Origin of the sequence: Nocardioides sp., from assembly GCF_044226765.1 — a bacterium.
Taxonomy (GTDB): Bacteria; Actinomycetota; Actinomycetes; order Propionibacteriales; family Nocardioidaceae; genus Nocardioides.
On sequence record NZ_JBGAGJ010000002.1, the window covers coordinates 207,005 to 222,737 of the forward strand.

The window sequence follows — 15,733 nt, forward strand, 5'->3', positions numbered from 1 at the left end:
GTCGCACAGTAGCGTGTTGGATAGGTGGACACAAGCGACCACGCCTAGACTTTCATCCGACACGTAGACGACACGACAGGCGGACGCGCGGCATGGCGAAGGCCCCAGGACGACGCAGCTTCGGGCAGATCACGAAACTTCCGAGCGGGCGATTCCGGGCGCGCTACACCGGGCCCGATGGGGATCTGCACAACGGTCCGACGACGTTCGAGACCCGGCAGGACGCCGAGGCGTGGCTGACCGACGAACGGCGCTTGATCTCGGCCGGCTCCTGGTCGCCGCCCCTGGCGCGGCGCGACGCGGGCCGCAACCGACTGACTTTCGGCACCTATGCCGAGGCGTGGCTTCGAGACCGTGATCTTCGGCCGCGGACGCGGGAGCACTACCGCAGTCTGCTCGATCGGATCCTCTATCCGACCTTCGAGGCCGTGCCCCTGGTCGACATCACGCCGGAGGGCGTACGCGCCTGGCACGCGCTGACCGGACCGTCGAAGCCGACCCTTCGGGCGCACGCCTACGGGCTTCTGCGGACGATCCTAGGAACGGCCACGGACGACGGTCTGATCCCGAGCAACCCCTGCCACATACGCGCCGGGGGTTCGGCCAAGCGGGTGCACAAGGTCAAACCGCTGACCCTCGACGAGTTAGCGACCCTCGTCTCTGCGATGCCCGAGCGTCACCGCATGATGACCCTGCTCGCGGCATGGTGCGCCCTGCGCTTCGGGGAGCTCGCCGAGCTGCGGCGCCGGGACGTCGACCTCAGGTCCGGCGTTATCCACGTCCGCCGTGGTGTCGCTCGAGTCGACGGCGGCACGATCGTCGGGAAGCCGAAGACCGACGCCGGGATTCGCGACGTCGCCATCCCGCCCCACCTGATCGCCCCGCTCAAAGCGCACATCGCCGATCACGTCGAGTTCGGCAAAGAGGCGCTCCTCTTCCCAGGGATCGATGGGGGACACCTCGCACCCTCGACGCTCTACGGCAAGGCACCGACCAAGACCCGCGCCGGATATGGGTTCTACGCCGCCAGGGTCGTCGCGGGCCGGCCGGACCTGAGGTGGCACGACCTCAGGCACACCGGGGCAGTTCTGGCAGCCCAGACCGGCGCCACGCTTGCGGAGCTCATGGGCCGGCTGGGTCATTCCACACCGGGCGCCGCCATGCGGTATCAGCACGCTGCGCAGGAACGTGACCGCGAGATCGCCAGGCGTCTCTCTGAGCTTGTCGAGCCGTCGCTTGAGGTGTGACTACGCTCCGGTCGGAGCCGTGATCTTCTTCCCGCCGAGATCGATGAACTTGTGCTGTACCAACGCAAGGCTGATGCTGATGGCGGGGCCCGTTTCTGGTTCGTCGCCGGCAGGAGAGATCCATGCGGCCTGGAGCCGCTCGATGATCCGATCGAGATCCAAGACCTCGTCGTTGTCCCATGACTCACGGATCCTGCTGGCCGCGTAGCCGGCCACGAATCTGCCTTCAGTGGGCTCGCGTCGGTTCTGCCAGCGAACAATCTCGCGGTAGGTGACCACCTCCACTGAAGGAGGATCGCCGAGCGCTCGCGCACCCGCAGGCACCGGCCAGCCCTGCCACCAACTTGACCGCCGCCGGAAACGCTTCCCGGCCACACCGACCGAGGCGCGAAGGCGCTTCGGCTTACCGGCGCCGTGTGGGCCCTCAGATTGGATAGCCGGTTCCGCATCAAGGATGAATGTCCTGAAGTCGAACGGGTCGATTCGAACTGTCGACTCAAGTTCGGAGTCCTTGAACTTGAGCGCAATCGGTGCCACCGTCCAGCGTCCGAACCGCATGCGTTTCCAGTTCCACCGACCCCCTAGGTCGAAGGATGGGTCGAACACGGTCACCGCTGTTCGCCCGAGGTTTTCGACTCTGACAACGCCCACCTCGAGGTGCTTGGGTGACGGCACGCGCAGGCCCTTCGAAGGACCGTTCTTGCTAAGGCGATACGGGGTACTGAACAGCGCCACGTCATCCAGATAGCCGCGCTCTAGTCGGACGCGAACGCGACCGCCGTCCAGCACGTACTTGAGCACGTTCCAACCTGCGACCGCAGCCGAGACGGTCAGAGCGATGATCGACACGATCAACGAGGCAGTGAATGGGCTTGAACCGCCCGCGGCCCCTGCGTCAGCCAGCATGCACGACACCGTATGGGTGCACACTCCTAACTGTGGACAACACCGACCCTGGAGGAAGGCCAACTGCGTGCCCCGCTGCCTCTCGCGCGACGGCCGACACGCCGACCCGACTTTGATCCTGAGTCCCCGTCGGTCCGGCTATAGTCACTCTTGACCAACAAGCTGAAGAACTCCGACGCTAGCCAGAGAACCGCGAAGACTGCGCTACGGATCCGGTGGCGGTCTATCTAGACCGACCTGACAAAGGGCACCGCCAGATCGACGGCGAACGGCAGGAACCGACAAGGCCCGCCGAGCACGCGATTGCACCTCCCGACCGAGGTGTTACGCGCTGCTCGGCGTTCGTGTTCCTGAGGGAGTTCACGTATGGCCGTCACAAGCAGTCGCCGCCGGCTGTCGACCATCGCGGCTGCGGCCGAGTACGCCTCCTGCTCGCCAAAGACGATCCGACGGCGGATCTCCGATGGCAGCCTGACTGGCTACCGCATGGGCTCGCGACTCATCCGCATCGACCTCGACGAGCTTGACCAGTTGCTGCGCCCGATCCCGACGGGGGGTGCCGCCGGTGGAAGGGGCTGCTGACAAGTATCGGTGGCCGCGCGATGGCTTCCGGTCGGCAGTCTGGGAAAGCGAGCTTCGCCCGCTCGAGCGGCTCATCGCTCTGGCGTACGCCGAGCATGCCGCTGACCGTGACTACGCGTGGGTGACTTATCCGCGGCTTCAGGACTGCACTGGCCTCTCGCGGGACGCGATCGCGCGTGCGATCGACGGGCTGAGGTCCGCTGGCTGGCTCGAGCTCAAGGAAGCGACTCGGCAGCAGCGGTCGCCGAGGTATTGGCTGCGCATCCCGACCGCACAGCAGTCCGTGTCGCGGACGGCTGAGAGTGTTCTGCCCCCCGGGAGGCAGGGGGCAGGTTATCCACATCCGTCCGTCTCGCAGACTGCTGAGGCACTCAGCCCCCTGTCTGCCGGACTGCAGGGCGAGGTCAGCAGTCCGTCTCCCGACACCAGCCCCCTGCCTCCCGACACCAGCAGTCCGCGAGGCAGGGCAGATCAGTCCTCTCATCCCTCAACAGATCAGTCGACCCGCGCGAGCGTTCTGCCGGCCGACCAGCAGCGGGCAGTCTTCGAGCTCGCGGCACGCGGGATCGACGAGTCCGCAGCCGCGCAGTGTGTGGCAGTTGTTGCCGCGACGAAGCATCCCGACGACCTATCGCGCTACGTATCTCGCTTCACCGTTGAGGACGTCGACCGCTGGGCCGGGCGGCGCGAGGCTCGCAGGCTGACGAAGCCTAAGCGTCGGCGTTGCGATCACGGCGTCTTGATCGCCAGCGACGGGACGTGCTGTGAGGCATGCGCCGCTGGCACGGGGGAGGCGACGGCGTGAGGGAGTTCGTTCACAACGATGCAGCCGAGGAAGACCTCTGGATCCCGCCGGAGACGTTCCGCGATGGTCTCGCTGATGCTGAGCGCGTTGCCTCACTCCTCGTTGCGACGCTCGCCGACGAGGGAGCCTTACTGATCCCCGTCGAGCGCGTGCAGTTCCTCGCGCGCCGCCTATACCGACTGACCGCCGACGCGCATGCGGCCCTGCCGCCGAACGTGGGGTGACACCAGTGCGAACAATCCCAACCGACTCGACCGACGCCCGCGAGCTGCGTGAGGCCGAGGCTGCACACGCAGAAGCGGAGGCAGCCGCGGCCGCCCGACGCGCCCAGGTCGCCGCCGCTGCTGACCGCGCTCACGTCGACAGTTGCCGCAGCGGCTGGCTGGGGCTGGACCGTGATGAACGACCGATCCCTTGCCCGCGCTGCCGGCCGCACCTGGTTCACGTCGCGTGCCGCACCTGCAGCGCCCCCTGGCAGTCCTGCGCCCAGCTAACCGCGATCAACCGCGGTCCCTGCTGCGAAGCGTGCGACCACAACCCACCGACCTCCCGAGACGGCGACGGAACCGCGGCGACGACAAGCCAGCCGACACCCCGACGTCTCGGGAGCACCACCGAAGGGACCGCCTGACCCATGCCACGACGAAACAACCGCCGAGTTCGGCAGGCAGCGGCGTTCACAGCTCGTGCACCGTCGACGAGCGTCGACGAATTCGAGGAGTACGCCCGAGCGCTCGTGATCGCTGGCATCCGGTCCAGCATCATCCTGGACCGGCCGCTCCGGGATGGGCGGGGGACGCGATGACTGAGGTTCTGCCTACTCGCATCCCCGGTATCGAGAGGCTCGACCGCCGCGACTGGCTGGTGCTCGTCACTGATCCCGACGTGGGCTGCATCGCTGTGCGCTGGTGCCCGGAGCGCCCCGCGCGCTGGCGCTGCAAGGCGTGCGGACCGATGGACACCACCGACTGCCTGCACACGTTCGCCGCCGGCGTGCGGCTCGCCGAGCACTTGTTCGGGCTCACCACGACCTGCACCACGACTGAAACGACCGCGACATGAGCGGGACCCCGCGACCACGAACGGAGCCGACCATGACCACATTCGCCGAGCGCTACCCGCGCGGCGTCGACGCCACGATCCGCGAGACCACACCGGGCTACCGGGACGCCTGCCGTGCGGTCGAGAGGCTAGCCGGGCTACAGCCTCCGGATGTCGGGTTCACCGCACAGCACGCCGAGCTCGAGCTGGCGAACCGGCTGGTCGAACGCGCGATGATCGGAGCCGTCAGTCCCGAAGAGACGCTAGACCTCGCTCGGGAAGTGCAGACGGACCTAGCTGCGTTCACCGTGGCCGCGAACGGCATCCGTCACGCGCAGAGCCGAGCAAAGCAACAGCGCGACAGTCTCATCAGCGACACGACGTTCATCGAGGGATACGCCGAGGCGCTGAATCTGCTCCTCACCGAGGTGCAAGACCTAGAGCCGCTCCACGAGCTCTCCGACGCTGCATCGGCGCTCAGTTCGAAGCGAGCCGACGATTACGAGCACTTCGGTGCTCTCGCATCCGCGTACCAACAGATGCGACGCCGACACTTCAAGATGCTCCGCGACAGCACCAATCACATCCAGTTCAGTGAAGCTGCCGTGTTCGCTGACCCGGTCAACGAGTTCTTCGAAGACTGGCCCGCCTGGCGCAGTCACGGCTATCTGGTCGACCGCCGCACCGGTCTGAACTCGCGCCCGATCCGGCCGCCGTGGCCGTCCAACTCCGATCGGGACTCGCGCCAGGAGTTCGAACAGGTGGCCGGCTCGGCTGAGTTCCTCGCGTGGGCCGTCAGCACTGGTGTACGGCTGTGGATGCCGACCGCAGCCGAGTTCGAGAAGGCGCAAGCGAGACTTCGAGCGGCGCGCGCTCTCGAGCAGCGGCCGAACGACGGGCGGAGCGAGTGGATGGATCCTCACGTTCGGAGCGCCAACCTCAGGCCCCGAAGCCGCGCGGCCGCTGAGGGGCTCGAGTGAGTGGGAAGCGCCGCACGGTGGCGGCAACCATCGCAGCGCGACAGACCGCACGAGACGACGCGCGCACCGGTGGCCGTGGCCTGTACGCCGCGGCTACCGAGATGCAACGCGTCAGGCTGCGTCAGATGGCCGCTCGCGGGGATGAGAAGGCGGCGGCGGCGCTGCGCGCGGCTGCCGATGCGAACGGCCGGGAGAGCGAGTCGTGACGGCTCCAGCTGCCTCCCCGCGGGTGGGGGACCACCCCCCTCCCGGGGTCCAAGACCATGACCGATGGACGCTGCAAAAACAGTTCTGTACGGTTCCCCCACTTTCGCCCAGGGCGCCGCGCAGGCCCTCCGCCTCCGCCCCGACCATCCCCTCGAGGGCGAGGCCGGCACCTCCCCGGCCAGCCTCAGCGCGAAAGGACCACAGCCATGCCCACTAAGTCCGTCCTGGTCCGTCTCCGAGGTGACAACGGCGACCTGAACCGGGCCCTCCTCGGGTCCGCGGCCGCGGCCAAGACGCTCGGGCACAACCTCGACGACGCCGACGACTCGTCCCGTCGGCTGTCGTCGTCGCTCGAGACGAGCAACGACCGGACCACCATGCTGATCCAGTCGGCGCTCGCGATTGGGCCGGCGCTCGTGCCGCTCGGCGCGCAGGCGATCCCCGTGGTGGCCGGCCTCACCGCCGAGCTCGGTGCCGCCGCGGCCGCCGCTGGCGTCACCGCGCTCGCGTTCTGGGGGGTCGGGGACGCCGTCAAGGCCGTCCGCGACTACCAGCTGCAGCCCACCGAGGCGCACCTGCAGAAGATGCAGGAGACGCTCGACGCGCTCGGCCCGGCCGGCCGGGACTTCGTGCACTACATCTCCGAGTTGCGCCCCCAGCTTCAAGGGCTGCAGGACGTCGCCCAGGCCGGGATGCTGCCCGGGGTCGAGGACGGCATCAACATGATGCTGACCCGGCTCCCCGATGTGGAGCGGGTCATCGCGACGATCTCGTCGACCCTGGGGCAGCTGTCCCGGGAAGCCGGCCAGTCGCTCGGCGGGCCCGAGTGGGACGCGTTCTTCTCCTACATCGAGTCCGACGCGCGGCCGCTGCTGCTCGACCTGTCGCGGACCATGGGCAACGTCGTTCTCGGGATCGCGAACATGATGCAGGCGTTCGGGCCCATGTCGCTCGGGTTCTCCGACGGGCTGCTTGCGATGAGCCGCGACTTCGCCGCCTGGTCGGCCACCCTCGAGTCGAGCCAGGGGTTCCAGCACTTCGCGGCCTACGTGGAGGAGACCGGCCCGAAGGTGTGGGACACCCTCGGTGCGCTCGCCCAGGCGATGCTTGCCATCGTGGAGGCAGCCGCCCCCGTCGGTGAGGTCAGCCTCCCCATCATCACGGCGCTCGCGAACGTGATCGCTGCGATCGCTTCGTCACCGATCGGGCCGGTGCTGATCGGAGCCGCTGCCGGGTTCTCCGCCATCGCCCGCGCGGTCGCTCTGTTCGAGGCCGCGAACGGGTCGGCGCTGCTGTCCTTCATGCGCGGCGCCGACGGGGGCCCGCTCGCCAAGGTCGGGTCGACCGCGAAGCGCAGCGCCGGCGGGGTCCGGCAGCTCACCGCCGACTTGAGCATCATGGCGACCACCGCGACGACCGCTGGTGCCCGCACCGAGCGGGAGCTCGCGCGGACTGCGGCCGCCGGGGAGCGGGTCAAGGCGACCCTTGCGCCCATCGGGAAGGGCGCCGCCGTCGTCGGCGGTCTCGCGCTCGCCACCTCTGGACTCAGCGACCAGATGGGACTAGCGAACACCACATCGCTCGCCCTCATGGGCACCCTCGCCGGGCCATGGGGCGCCGCAGTCGGCGCAGGCGTCGGCCTCACCATGGATCTCGCGGCCGCGAACAACAACCTCGAGGACGCCGTCGCCGGCGCAAACCGGGCCATGGGGTCGACCAACGTCGACCAGATGCGAGCCCAGCTCGACGCCCTCGACACCCAGATCGCGGCTACGAAGGACAAGCTCACCGTTCACTTCTCGGCCAACCCTTTCAGCAACTTCGCGGAGAACTCATCCGCGCTGATTGCTGGCACCAACGAACTCGCCACCGGCTCGCTCAGCAAGGCCGAGGCCGCCCGCGCCGCACTGGCGAAGCAGATCGACTCCACCACCATGGCGGCCGCCCGCGCGGTCGATACCTATACAGGAGCGGTCGGCCGAGCCGGGATCGCGGCCGGGCTCACCACCTCCGAGGTCAACGGGCTCGTCGCCGCGATGAACGAACAGCGAGACGCCGCCCTCTCTGCCTTCGATGCCGAGACGCGATACCGCAGCGCGCTCAAGTCCGCACGGGCGCAGGCAGGCAAGAACGATGCCGGAATCCGTGGTAGCAGCGACGCAGCCATCCAGAACAGGCAGGCCCTCTCCGAGCTCGCAGCGGCGTGGAACAACCAGTCGGCAGCAGTGCAGAACAACACCGCGAAGTTCCGGGCCGCCCGCTCCGCCTATATCGACACCGCGGTCGCCATGGGCGTACCGATCGACCGAGCTCGCGAACTGGCCCACTCGATCTACGACATCCCGCGCCAACGCGTTGTGCAGATCGCGATGACCGGAGGAGACGCCGCTCTCGCGGAGCTGAAGCGGATCAAGCAGGAGGTCACCTCCATCCCACGGCAGTGGTCGACCACGTACTACGTCACCCAGGTCAACCGGATCAGCAAGCCAGCCGCGCTCCCTGGCAACCCCGATGGGCAGGGCGCCGACGGCACGTTCGTGCCGAAAACCGGCCTCCCGTACGCCGACCGCTGGCACTACCTCCTCGCCGACGGCGAGGGCGTCACAACGAACCGGCACGGTGAGACCGACATGTTCCGCGACGTCATCGCCGCCATCAACGCCGGCTACGACCGGGCCGCCGTGAAGGGAATGCTCGCCAACGGCGGGTTCGCCGGCCACCCCCGCTACGTCCCTCCCCCGCAGCCCAGTACGTCGCACGGATCGGTCACGGTCGACATCGACGCGCTCCGCATCACCGGAACGCTCAAGACGAGCTTCGGGCCCGCAGACGTCGAAGGCATCGCCACCGTTGCAGCAAGGAACGAGATCGCCGCCGATCGCAGGTTCCAGCGAGTCCGCCACGGTCGTTAGCCAAGATCGGTTCCCTACGGTTCCTCAACTTGGGGCCCCTACGGTTCCCCGATTTCAGATCACCGACAGGCACACTGGCTTGACGGCGATGCAACGCTCAGAACATGAGCAACCACCCACTGCGAGACCTAGCCACCGCTCTCCGCCAGCTGGACCACCTGGTGACTCAGGGAGCTGAGGAGCCGATGATCCGAGCCAAGGAGGCGGAAGCAGCGGACGCTTTCCGCCGTGCCTTGAGCACTCGTGGGGAACCGGCCGGAGGCGGCAACGGACCCACGCTGCTCACGTAGCGTCCGCTACACGAAACGCGCGGGCGGCGCGGCCAACTGCACGATGTCGCGCCGCCGAAACCTCTCGCCTCCCTTGACCACTAGGACCTCGAGTTCACCCACTAGCCGGGCTCGGGGGAGAGGGGCCACCCCTCGCCCTGGGGGGCTGGGCGGACATAGGAGCGCACACTTGCGGCCTTCGCCGCGCACGGTTCCCCCCTGCGCGGGAGAGGTCAGGCCTTGATGGCGCGCAGCAGGGTCCCCCCGTGGCCTTGGACCTCGGGGCCAAGCACGCCGGTCATCCAAGCGCGCGCGTGCAGGTTCCACCAACGACGGAAGCTGTCGCCGATGAGTTCGTTCACCTTCGCGCGTGTCTCGTCGTACGCGGCCGGGTCGCCGAGCCGGCGGAGTAGCTCGGGTGCATCGCTGAGGACGTCGGTCTCCATCTCGTCCCACAGCGCCTGCGGAGACTCCTCCGGCTGGGGACTGCCGGCGAGCTCGTCCAGGCGATGGAACCTGGCCTGTAACCCCCAGGCGGTCAGGATCTCGAGCAAGGCCCTGAGGGTGCGATCGTCGGCGCACTGGTCGAGCAGCTCGCGGATGTACCCGGGCGCGGTGCTGCGGTCGATCTGCCGCTCGTATCGCGCCCGGGCAAGGCCGTCGAGCTCCCCGATGTTGTGGCCCCAACGCTTCATCTGGGCCGTGGCGGGCCACGGGTGCCCATCGTCCAGCTCGGCGAGACCCAGCGCCATCTTGAGCATCTTCTCGGAGCCGATCGACAGGAGCGTGAGAACCGCGGCTGCCTCCTCTGAGACATGGTGCAGGTCCCGGAGGTTGCGTAGCCCGACCGACGTGATCGCCGTCGCCTCGTCGAGCTCGAGGAGCAGCACCACGCTTCGGAGATGGTTAAGTCCCGAGATCGCCATAGCCAGGCAACCTAGCGGGCGGAACCCTCGGCTCGGGTTCGGCGGCGCCACCATCGCGCGCGGGACGGCTCCGACACGAGGCGCAGGCGTCCATCCGAGTCGCGCTCCCACCGCTGATCATGTAGGTCCGTGAATCTCACGTGGGTAGTCGTCGTCCAGTCCGGCGCTGCAGTGGAACCCACCGGTTCGCCGACGAGGTTGAACGTGTGATGGAACGACTCATGATGATCTGCACCGATCAGGGGCCACGACTCGGTCACGGAGGACTGCTCCCCGTCCGCGAGCACCGCGTGAGCGTTGATCTTGACGGCATGGGTCATATCGACGTCGAAGATCGGTTCATCCGAACCGTTCTCCACCACCCACCGCTCATGCACGAGGACGCCCTCGCGGAAGGCCCCAGCGACTCGTACCTCGCTCACCTCGTGGTGCCATCGGAGCCGCACACGGCGAGCCTGCTCACGCTGAGCCGCTCGATCCCGCCGCCTCCGGTCGCCGGTCTCTCGCCAGAGGACCATGACGGCCACCGCCAGCGTGCCAACGGTTCCAACGGCAGCGAACCAGTCAGGCCAGGTCCCGGCCCCAACGTCGTCGAACCAGTCAGGCATGACCTGCAACGTACGCGAGTCTGAGAGTGTGAGCAGTGTGACCAGCGCGATCTCGCTTGCCGCCGCCGTGGCCGCAGTGGTGTCTGCCCTCTTCGTGCTACTCCAGGTCCGCGAGATGAAGCGCCAGACGGACCTGCAGCGCGAGATCGCAGAGGCGGCCGCTCAGCCCTACGTGTGGGCCGGTGTCCGCGTACAGCCGGGCGGTGGGCTCATCCTCGAGCTCGTCATCGGCAACGCGGGCCCGACGGTCGCCACCAATGTCAGAGTCACGGTCGATCCACCGCTCGTCGATCCGCGCGACATCATGCGTATCGGGCCGGCTCAACGGCGACTCCGTGACGGTCTCGCGTCGATCGCACCCGGGCACGAGCTGCGCTGGGAGATCGGCGTTGGCCCTGCACTCATCGAAGCCGAGAGCGAGCCTCACCACGTTCGGATTGAGTGCGATGGGCCTCACGGCCCTGTGCGGCCAAACGAGTACGAGATCGATCTCCGAAACCTCGAGGAGGTCGCAATCCGGGAGCGTGGCTCACTCAGCGACGTGGCCAGGGAGCTCGGGAACGTGACCCGAGCGATCACCGCCGGACGTCGCCCGGGCCGGTTGGCGGGGCCGTAACGGCGCGGTGCGCCTCGACACCCTGGGCGAGGGTCGCCCAGCCGCAGTCTGACAACCACGGCGGCCGGACAACGCGCAGGGCGTCGCCCTCGTCGAGCAAGTGCTAGTTGGCTCCCCGCGCCTCTTTCACGGCCGCGAGGATGGCGTGGGCAAGCTGCTCGGCCTCAGTGAGCGTCAGGTCCTTCGTCCATCCATCGCAATACACCTGCCCGGGCTCAGGGCCGGGGGAGCCATCGGTATAGGTCATGCTCGAGTGCTCGACTCCTCCGCTCGAGGAGCTCCAATGGATGGCGTACCCCTCCAGGTTCGCGAGTTCTGCGATGTGGTCTTCGGTCGAGACAGTGCACCATGACGGGCAGACGATCTCGGGCCGCACGTTCCTTGGAAGGATGACTGTGGTCACGGTCGGTTCCTCTCGGTAGAGGGAGCCGTCCGACACGTAGCCGACACGCGACGCCAAAACCAAACGGCCCCTGACTTGCGTTTCCGCAGGTGAGGGGCCGTTTTCGATCTGGTGGGCGATACTGGGTTTGAACCAGTGACCTCTTCCGTGTCAAGGAAGCGCGCTACCACTGCGCCAATCGCCCGGGTCTGGAGTTAGGTGGAGAGCTGGTTGGAGGTGGGTACGGGATTTGAACCCGTGTACACGGATTTGCAGTCCGTTGCCTCGCCTCTCGGCCAACCCACCGCGGAGGCACTCCCCGAAGGAAGTTTCGGCATGGAGACCTCTCCGAGCGGACGACGAGGCTCGAACTCGCGACCTCAACCTTGGCAAGGTTGCGCTCTACCAACTGAGCTACGTCCGCTTGCGCTCCGACCGGTCTCCCGGGCGGCGTGCGTGAGAACAGTAGCCGATGCCCCAGGGCGCGCAAAATCCGCCTCTGCCTGGCGTGTTGGTGCCCTCCTGCCCGCCTGCTGAGGTGCACCACGGCCCTAGGGTGAGGCCCATGCGTGCGTGGATCGACGGTGCCCTGCTGGCCGACGCCGGCGCCCCCGCGGTGCCCGTCAGCGACCACGGGCTGACCGTCGGTGACGGCGTCTTCGAGGCCGTCAAGATCGTCGACGGGCTCCCGTTCGCGCTGGACCGCCACCTGGAGCGGCTGCAGCGATCCGCTCAGGGGCTGGGCCTCCCGGCGGTCGACGAGGCAGCGGTGCGACGCGGCATCACCGCCGTGCTCGACGGGCAGGACCTGCCGCTGGGCCGGCTGCGGATCACCGTCACCGGCGGCCCTGCCCCCCTGGGCTCGGGCCGGGGCGACGCCGGCCCGACGCTGATCGTCGTGGCCGACGCGATGACCCCGTGGCCGGACACGACGACCGTCGCCACCGTGCCGTGGCCGCGCAACGAGCGCGGGGCGCTGGCCGGCCTGAAGACCACGTCGTACGCCGAGAACGTCGTGGCGCTCGCCCGGGCCCGGGAGCACGGGGCCACCGAGGCGGTCTTCGCCAACCTGGCCGGGCACCTGTGCGAGGGCACCGGGTCGAACGTCTTCTACGTCGTCGACGGCGAGCTGCGCACCCCGACGCTGGCCAGCGGCTGCCTGGCCGGCGTGACGCGCGCGCTGATCCTGGAGTGGTACGGCGGTCGCGAGGTCGACGAGCCGATCGAGGTTGTCCACGAGGCGAGCGAGGTGTTCCTGGCCTCCACGACCCGCGACGCCCAGGCGGTGTCCCGCTGGGACGACCGCGAGCTCGAAGCCCCGGGGCCCGTGACGACGGCGGTCCGCGAGATGTGGATCCGGCGCGAGAAGGAGCTGCTCGGCTGGTAGGCCGTCAGGCGTCGGTCCCGCCGACGAGTGCGTCGACCAGCAGGTCGAGGTCCATCACCTCGGCGCCCAGGGGCACCAGGGCGATCGAGCGCGCCAGGAAGCGGTAGAGGTCGGCCGACCGCAGCTGCGTGACCAGCCGGCCGCCCGGAGAGGACAGCTCCATCACCACCGCCGCCCGGCAGGCCTCGTCGACGCTGGGGAACAGCTGGACGTCACCCTCGCCGGCCGGCTCCGTGAGGCCTCGCAGCAGCAGGTCGCGGCCGACGGTCCACACCACCGGCTCGCCGGCACCGGAGGAGCTGAACGTCACGGTGACCGCCCACGGGTCGGCCGCGTCGTAGGCGAGCCGCGTCGGCAGGTCCACGGCGCGTCCCCAGGCGTCGAGCACCTGGAGGGCCACGTCCTGGGACACCACCCGGGAGGCTGGCTGCTGGCTCACGCCGAGGAGACGGTGCCGGCCGGCCCCCATGACGCCGACTCGTTTGTGAAACCGCCCGGTCGTTAGGCTAGGGTCTGCGACGCACCTGGGCGATTGGCGCAGTGGTAGCGCGCTTCGTTCACACCGAAGAGGTCACTGGTTCGAACCCAGTATCGCCCACCCAGAAGTGCAGTCGAGGGTCGTACGCCGAGCGTGCGGCCCTCAGTCGTTCCCCTCCACATCCTCCGCGTCGTCGTCGACGTGCGGGGTCGTCAGGTCCACCACCACGTCGAGCCGGTTGATCCCCGCCGGGGTGGTGGTGGTGCGGCCGAGGCGGCGCAGCATCGCCAGCGACGCCTCGTTGTCCGCGGTGATGGTCGTGGCCAGCTCGGTCACACCGAGTGGCCGCTGCCGCATCAGCTCGTCGAGCACGGCGGTGGCCACTCCGCGGCCGTGCCACTCGTCGAGCACCGTGACCGCGACGTCGGCGGACGTGGGCCGGTCGCGGTAGCGGATCGTCCGCGCGACGCCGACCGGGACGCCCAGGTGGTCCTCGTCGATCACCACGAGCGCCAGCGCCACGTGGTCGACCCCGTCGACCTCGCCCACCAGATGGTCCAGGAAGGTGTCGCTCAGGTGCGGCACGTTGGCGAGGAACCGGTGGTAGCGAGCGTCGGGGGAGAGGTGCTCGAACCCCTCGCGCACCGCCTCGCGGTCCTGCGGGCCCAGCGGCCAGATCAGCGCGGGGGTGCCGTCGGAGAGCCGCGCCTCGGCGATCACCGCCCACCTCCCACGGCGTCCAGCCGTCCTGCCGGGCCGGACGGCCGGGCACCGGCGATCCTCCCACGCCTTCCGGGCACACCGCCCCCGGAATGGACCCGCCGGTCCGGCCGTTGGCCCGGACATGACCACCATCGGACTCATCGGAAGCGGCCACATCGGCAGCACCGTCGCCCGGCTCGCGGTAGCTGCGGGCCACGACGTCGTCCTCAGCAACAGCAGGGGCCCCGAGACCCTCGCCGGCCTCGTCGCGGAGCTCGGCGACCACGCCCGGGCCGCGACGGCGGAGGAGGCGGCGGCCGCCGGCGACCTGGTCGTCGTGACGATCCCACTGAGGAACGTCGAGGACGTCCCGGTCGCGCCGCTGCGCGGCAAGGTCGTCATCGACACCTGCAACTACTACCCCCAGCGCGACGGGACGATCCAGGCTCTGGAGGACGAGACGACCACCACGTCCGAGCTGGTCGCCGCCCACTTGCCGCAGTCGCACGTGGTGAAGGCCTTCAACAACATCTACTTCCAGTTCCTGCTCGACCTGGCCCGTCCGGCCGGCGACCCGGAGCGCAGCGTCCTGGCGATCGCCGGTGACGACGCCGGCGCCAAGGCCACGGTCGCGTCGTTCCTCGACGAGATCGGCTACGACGCCTACGACGTGGGCCCGCTCGCCGAGGGCTGGCGCTTCCAGCGCGACACCGCTGCGTACGCCGGCCTCTACGTCGACGGTGACGCCGGGACCTGGCCCCCCGAGCGCGCGCGCCGGGTGGACGCCGGGCTGCTGCGGGAGAAGCTCGACCAGGCGAAGCGCTACCGCGACATGTGACGCCCGAGGGGCAGCACCCCAGGGCTGACCCTGCCCTGTTCGGGCCATCTCGGGGTGCTCGCGGGTCTACGCTGAGCCGCACCCGACACGTCCCAGAACCGGTGGTCGCCATGCGTCGTCTCCTCGCCTGCCTCTCCGTCCTCGCGCTGGCCGCGGGGCTCACCACGCTCGCCGGCGGCCCGGCCGCCCAGGCGATCTCGCCGGTGACCGGCAAGATCGTTGACATCACCGGGGCGAAGCCGCCGGTGGTGGGAGCGACCGTCCGCCTGCGTGCCCTGACCGACTCCGGCGGACCGGGCGCGATCGTCGCGTCCGACACCACCGACTCCAGCGGCAAGTTCGCGCTCGACGCCGGGCCGTCGCCGGACGACGAGTACTACGTCCAGGTCGTGGCCGGCGAGTACCAGGGTGGCTTCGTCGGCGGTGACCCGCTCTTCGTGCAGCCGTCGGTCGGCTACGCCGCGACCTACGGGCCACACGCGAGCCTCGGCAAGATCTGGGCCAACCCGGCCTTCATCCGCGGCACGATCGTCGACTCGGTGACGAAGAAGCCGCTGCGTGGCATCAAGGTGGCCGCGCGCAGCTACAACGACGGCTGGCAGACCGAGGGCGTCGACTACACCAACCGGGCGGGTGCCTTCTCGATCAACGGCATCGAGTGCGAGGACGACTGCTACCTGCGGGTCGACGGGTCCGCCAAGGGCTACGAGGTCGGCTACCGCGGCTGCTACGGCGGCGTCGTCCCCACCTGGGGTGACGCGTGCGCCTCGCCGATCGGGCGGATCGGCAAGGTCCGGCTCGACAAGGACTAGGCGCACCGAAACCGGGGCGCGGGGCCGGACGGCCC

The 15,733-nt window shown here is 69.0% G+C and carries 17 protein-coding genes and 4 tRNA genes; 12 read left to right on the plus strand and 9 right to left on the minus strand.

Annotated elements, in window-relative coordinates:
* Positions 1-92: 92 nt before the first annotated feature.
* A complete protein-coding gene (locus tag ACILRH_RS05790) occupies positions 93-1,247 on the plus strand; it encodes a tyrosine-type recombinase/integrase (protein ID WP_395691510.1) in 1,155 nt (384 codons plus the stop codon).
* Here the strand turns inward: ACILRH_RS05790 and ACILRH_RS05795 are convergent, their stop codons facing one another.
* Positions 1,248-2,153, minus strand: a complete 906-nt coding sequence (locus ACILRH_RS05795) for a hypothetical protein (protein ID WP_395691511.1) — start codon at positions 2,151-2,153, stop codon at positions 1,248-1,250.
* Between the two features lie 366 nt (positions 2,154-2,519).
* Between ACILRH_RS05795 and ACILRH_RS05800 the strand changes: the two genes are divergently transcribed.
* From ACILRH_RS05800 to ACILRH_RS05825, 6 genes are all read left to right on the plus strand, one after another.
* Positions 2,520-2,735, plus strand: a complete 216-nt coding sequence (locus ACILRH_RS05800; protein ID WP_395691512.1) for an excisionase family DNA-binding protein — start codon at positions 2,520-2,522, stop codon at positions 2,733-2,735.
* A complete protein-coding gene (locus ACILRH_RS05805) occupies positions 2,719-3,540 on the plus strand; it encodes a helix-turn-helix domain-containing protein (RefSeq protein ID WP_395691513.1) in 822 nt (273 codons plus the stop codon). Before ACILRH_RS05800 ends, ACILRH_RS05805 begins: the two co-directional genes overlap by 17 nt.
* Positions 3,537-3,764 (plus strand): hypothetical protein, encoded by a 228-nt coding sequence (locus ACILRH_RS05810; protein WP_395691515.1) that lies wholly within the window; start codon positions 3,537-3,539, stop codon positions 3,762-3,764. Before ACILRH_RS05805 ends, ACILRH_RS05810 begins: the two co-directional genes overlap by 4 nt.
* Positions 3,765-4,341: 577 nt before the next feature.
* The gene (locus tag ACILRH_RS05815; RefSeq protein WP_395691517.1) at positions 4,342-4,602 is read left to right on the plus strand and encodes a hypothetical protein; all 261 of its coding nucleotides are present in this window, start codon (positions 4,342-4,344) and stop codon (positions 4,600-4,602) included.
* Between the two features lie 32 nt (positions 4,603-4,634).
* The gene (locus ACILRH_RS05820) at positions 4,635-5,561 is read left to right on the plus strand and encodes a hypothetical protein (protein ID WP_395691518.1); all 927 of its coding nucleotides are present in this window, start codon (positions 4,635-4,637) and stop codon (positions 5,559-5,561) included.
* Positions 5,562-6,145: 584 nt separating this feature from the next.
* Positions 6,146-8,680 (plus strand): hypothetical protein, encoded by a 2,535-nt coding sequence (locus ACILRH_RS05825; RefSeq protein WP_395691520.1) that lies wholly within the window; start codon positions 6,146-6,148, stop codon positions 8,678-8,680.
* A gap of 502 nt (positions 8,681-9,182) precedes the next feature.
* On the opposite strand, the gene ACILRH_RS05830 is transcribed toward ACILRH_RS05825, so the two are convergent.
* Positions 9,183-9,875: a hypothetical protein gene (locus ACILRH_RS05830; RefSeq protein ID WP_395691521.1), complete on the minus strand. Its 693-nt coding sequence runs from the start codon at positions 9,873-9,875 to the stop codon at positions 9,183-9,185.
* Between the two features lie 11 nt (positions 9,876-9,886).
* Entirely contained in the window at positions 9,887-10,483 is a 597-nt protein-coding gene (locus ACILRH_RS05835) for a hypothetical protein (protein WP_395691523.1), read from the minus strand.
* A gap of 28 nt (positions 10,484-10,511) precedes the next feature.
* Between ACILRH_RS05835 and ACILRH_RS05840 the strand changes: the two genes are divergently transcribed.
* A complete protein-coding gene (locus ACILRH_RS05840) occupies positions 10,512-11,099 on the plus strand; it encodes a hypothetical protein (RefSeq protein ID WP_395691525.1) in 588 nt (195 codons plus the stop codon).
* A 103-nt stretch (positions 11,100-11,202) separates the two neighbouring features.
* Here the strand turns inward: ACILRH_RS05840 and ACILRH_RS05845 are convergent, their stop codons facing one another.
* The 4 genes from ACILRH_RS05845 to ACILRH_RS05860 all read right to left on the minus strand — a co-directional run bounded on the left by ACILRH_RS05845 (position 11,203) and on the right by ACILRH_RS05860 (position 11,905).
* Positions 11,203-11,502 carry a hypothetical protein gene (locus ACILRH_RS05845; protein WP_395691527.1) on the minus strand — a complete coding sequence of 100 codons (300 nt, stop codon included), beginning with the start codon at positions 11,500-11,502 and terminating at the stop codon, positions 11,203-11,205.
* A 109-nt stretch (positions 11,503-11,611) separates the two neighbouring features.
* Positions 11,612-11,686, minus strand: a tRNA-Val gene (locus ACILRH_RS05850).
* Positions 11,687-11,713: 27 nt separating this feature from the next.
* Positions 11,714-11,787 (minus strand) — tRNA-Cys (locus ACILRH_RS05855).
* A 45-nt stretch (positions 11,788-11,832) separates the two neighbouring features.
* Positions 11,833-11,905 (minus strand) — tRNA-Gly (locus tag ACILRH_RS05860).
* 141 nt (positions 11,906-12,046) lie between these two features.
* Here ACILRH_RS05860 and ACILRH_RS05865 point away from each other — a divergent pair.
* Entirely contained in the window at positions 12,047-12,868 is an 822-nt protein-coding gene (locus ACILRH_RS05865; protein WP_395691528.1) for an aminotransferase class IV, read from the plus strand.
* Positions 12,869-12,872: 4 nt separating this feature from the next.
* Here ACILRH_RS05865 and ACILRH_RS05870 read toward each other — a convergent pair whose 3' ends face one another.
* The gene (locus ACILRH_RS05870) at positions 12,873-13,307 is read right to left on the minus strand and encodes an SsgA family sporulation/cell division regulator (RefSeq protein WP_395691529.1); all 435 of its coding nucleotides are present in this window, start codon (positions 13,305-13,307) and stop codon (positions 12,873-12,875) included.
* 87 nt (positions 13,308-13,394) lie between these two features.
* Between ACILRH_RS05870 and ACILRH_RS05875 the strand changes: the two genes are divergently transcribed.
* Positions 13,395-13,466 (plus strand) — tRNA-Val (locus tag ACILRH_RS05875).
* A gap of 42 nt (positions 13,467-13,508) precedes the next feature.
* On the opposite strand, the gene ACILRH_RS05880 is transcribed toward ACILRH_RS05875, so the two are convergent.
* The gene (locus ACILRH_RS05880; RefSeq protein WP_395691530.1) at positions 13,509-14,066 is read right to left on the minus strand and encodes a GNAT family N-acetyltransferase; all 558 of its coding nucleotides are present in this window, start codon (positions 14,064-14,066) and stop codon (positions 13,509-13,511) included.
* A 124-nt stretch (positions 14,067-14,190) separates the two neighbouring features.
* On the opposite strand from ACILRH_RS05880, the gene ACILRH_RS05885 reads away from it, so the two are divergent.
* Together ACILRH_RS05885 and ACILRH_RS05890 are read left to right on the plus strand one after the other, a co-directional pair.
* Positions 14,191-14,886: an NADPH-dependent F420 reductase gene (locus tag ACILRH_RS05885; protein ID WP_395691532.1), complete on the plus strand. Its 696-nt coding sequence runs from the start codon at positions 14,191-14,193 to the stop codon at positions 14,884-14,886.
* A 110-nt stretch (positions 14,887-14,996) separates the two neighbouring features.
* Positions 14,997-15,698 carry a carboxypeptidase-like regulatory domain-containing protein gene (locus tag ACILRH_RS05890; protein WP_395691534.1) on the plus strand — a complete coding sequence of 234 codons (702 nt, stop codon included), beginning with the start codon at positions 14,997-14,999 and terminating at the stop codon, positions 15,696-15,698.
* Positions 15,699-15,733: the final 35 nt, after the last annotated feature.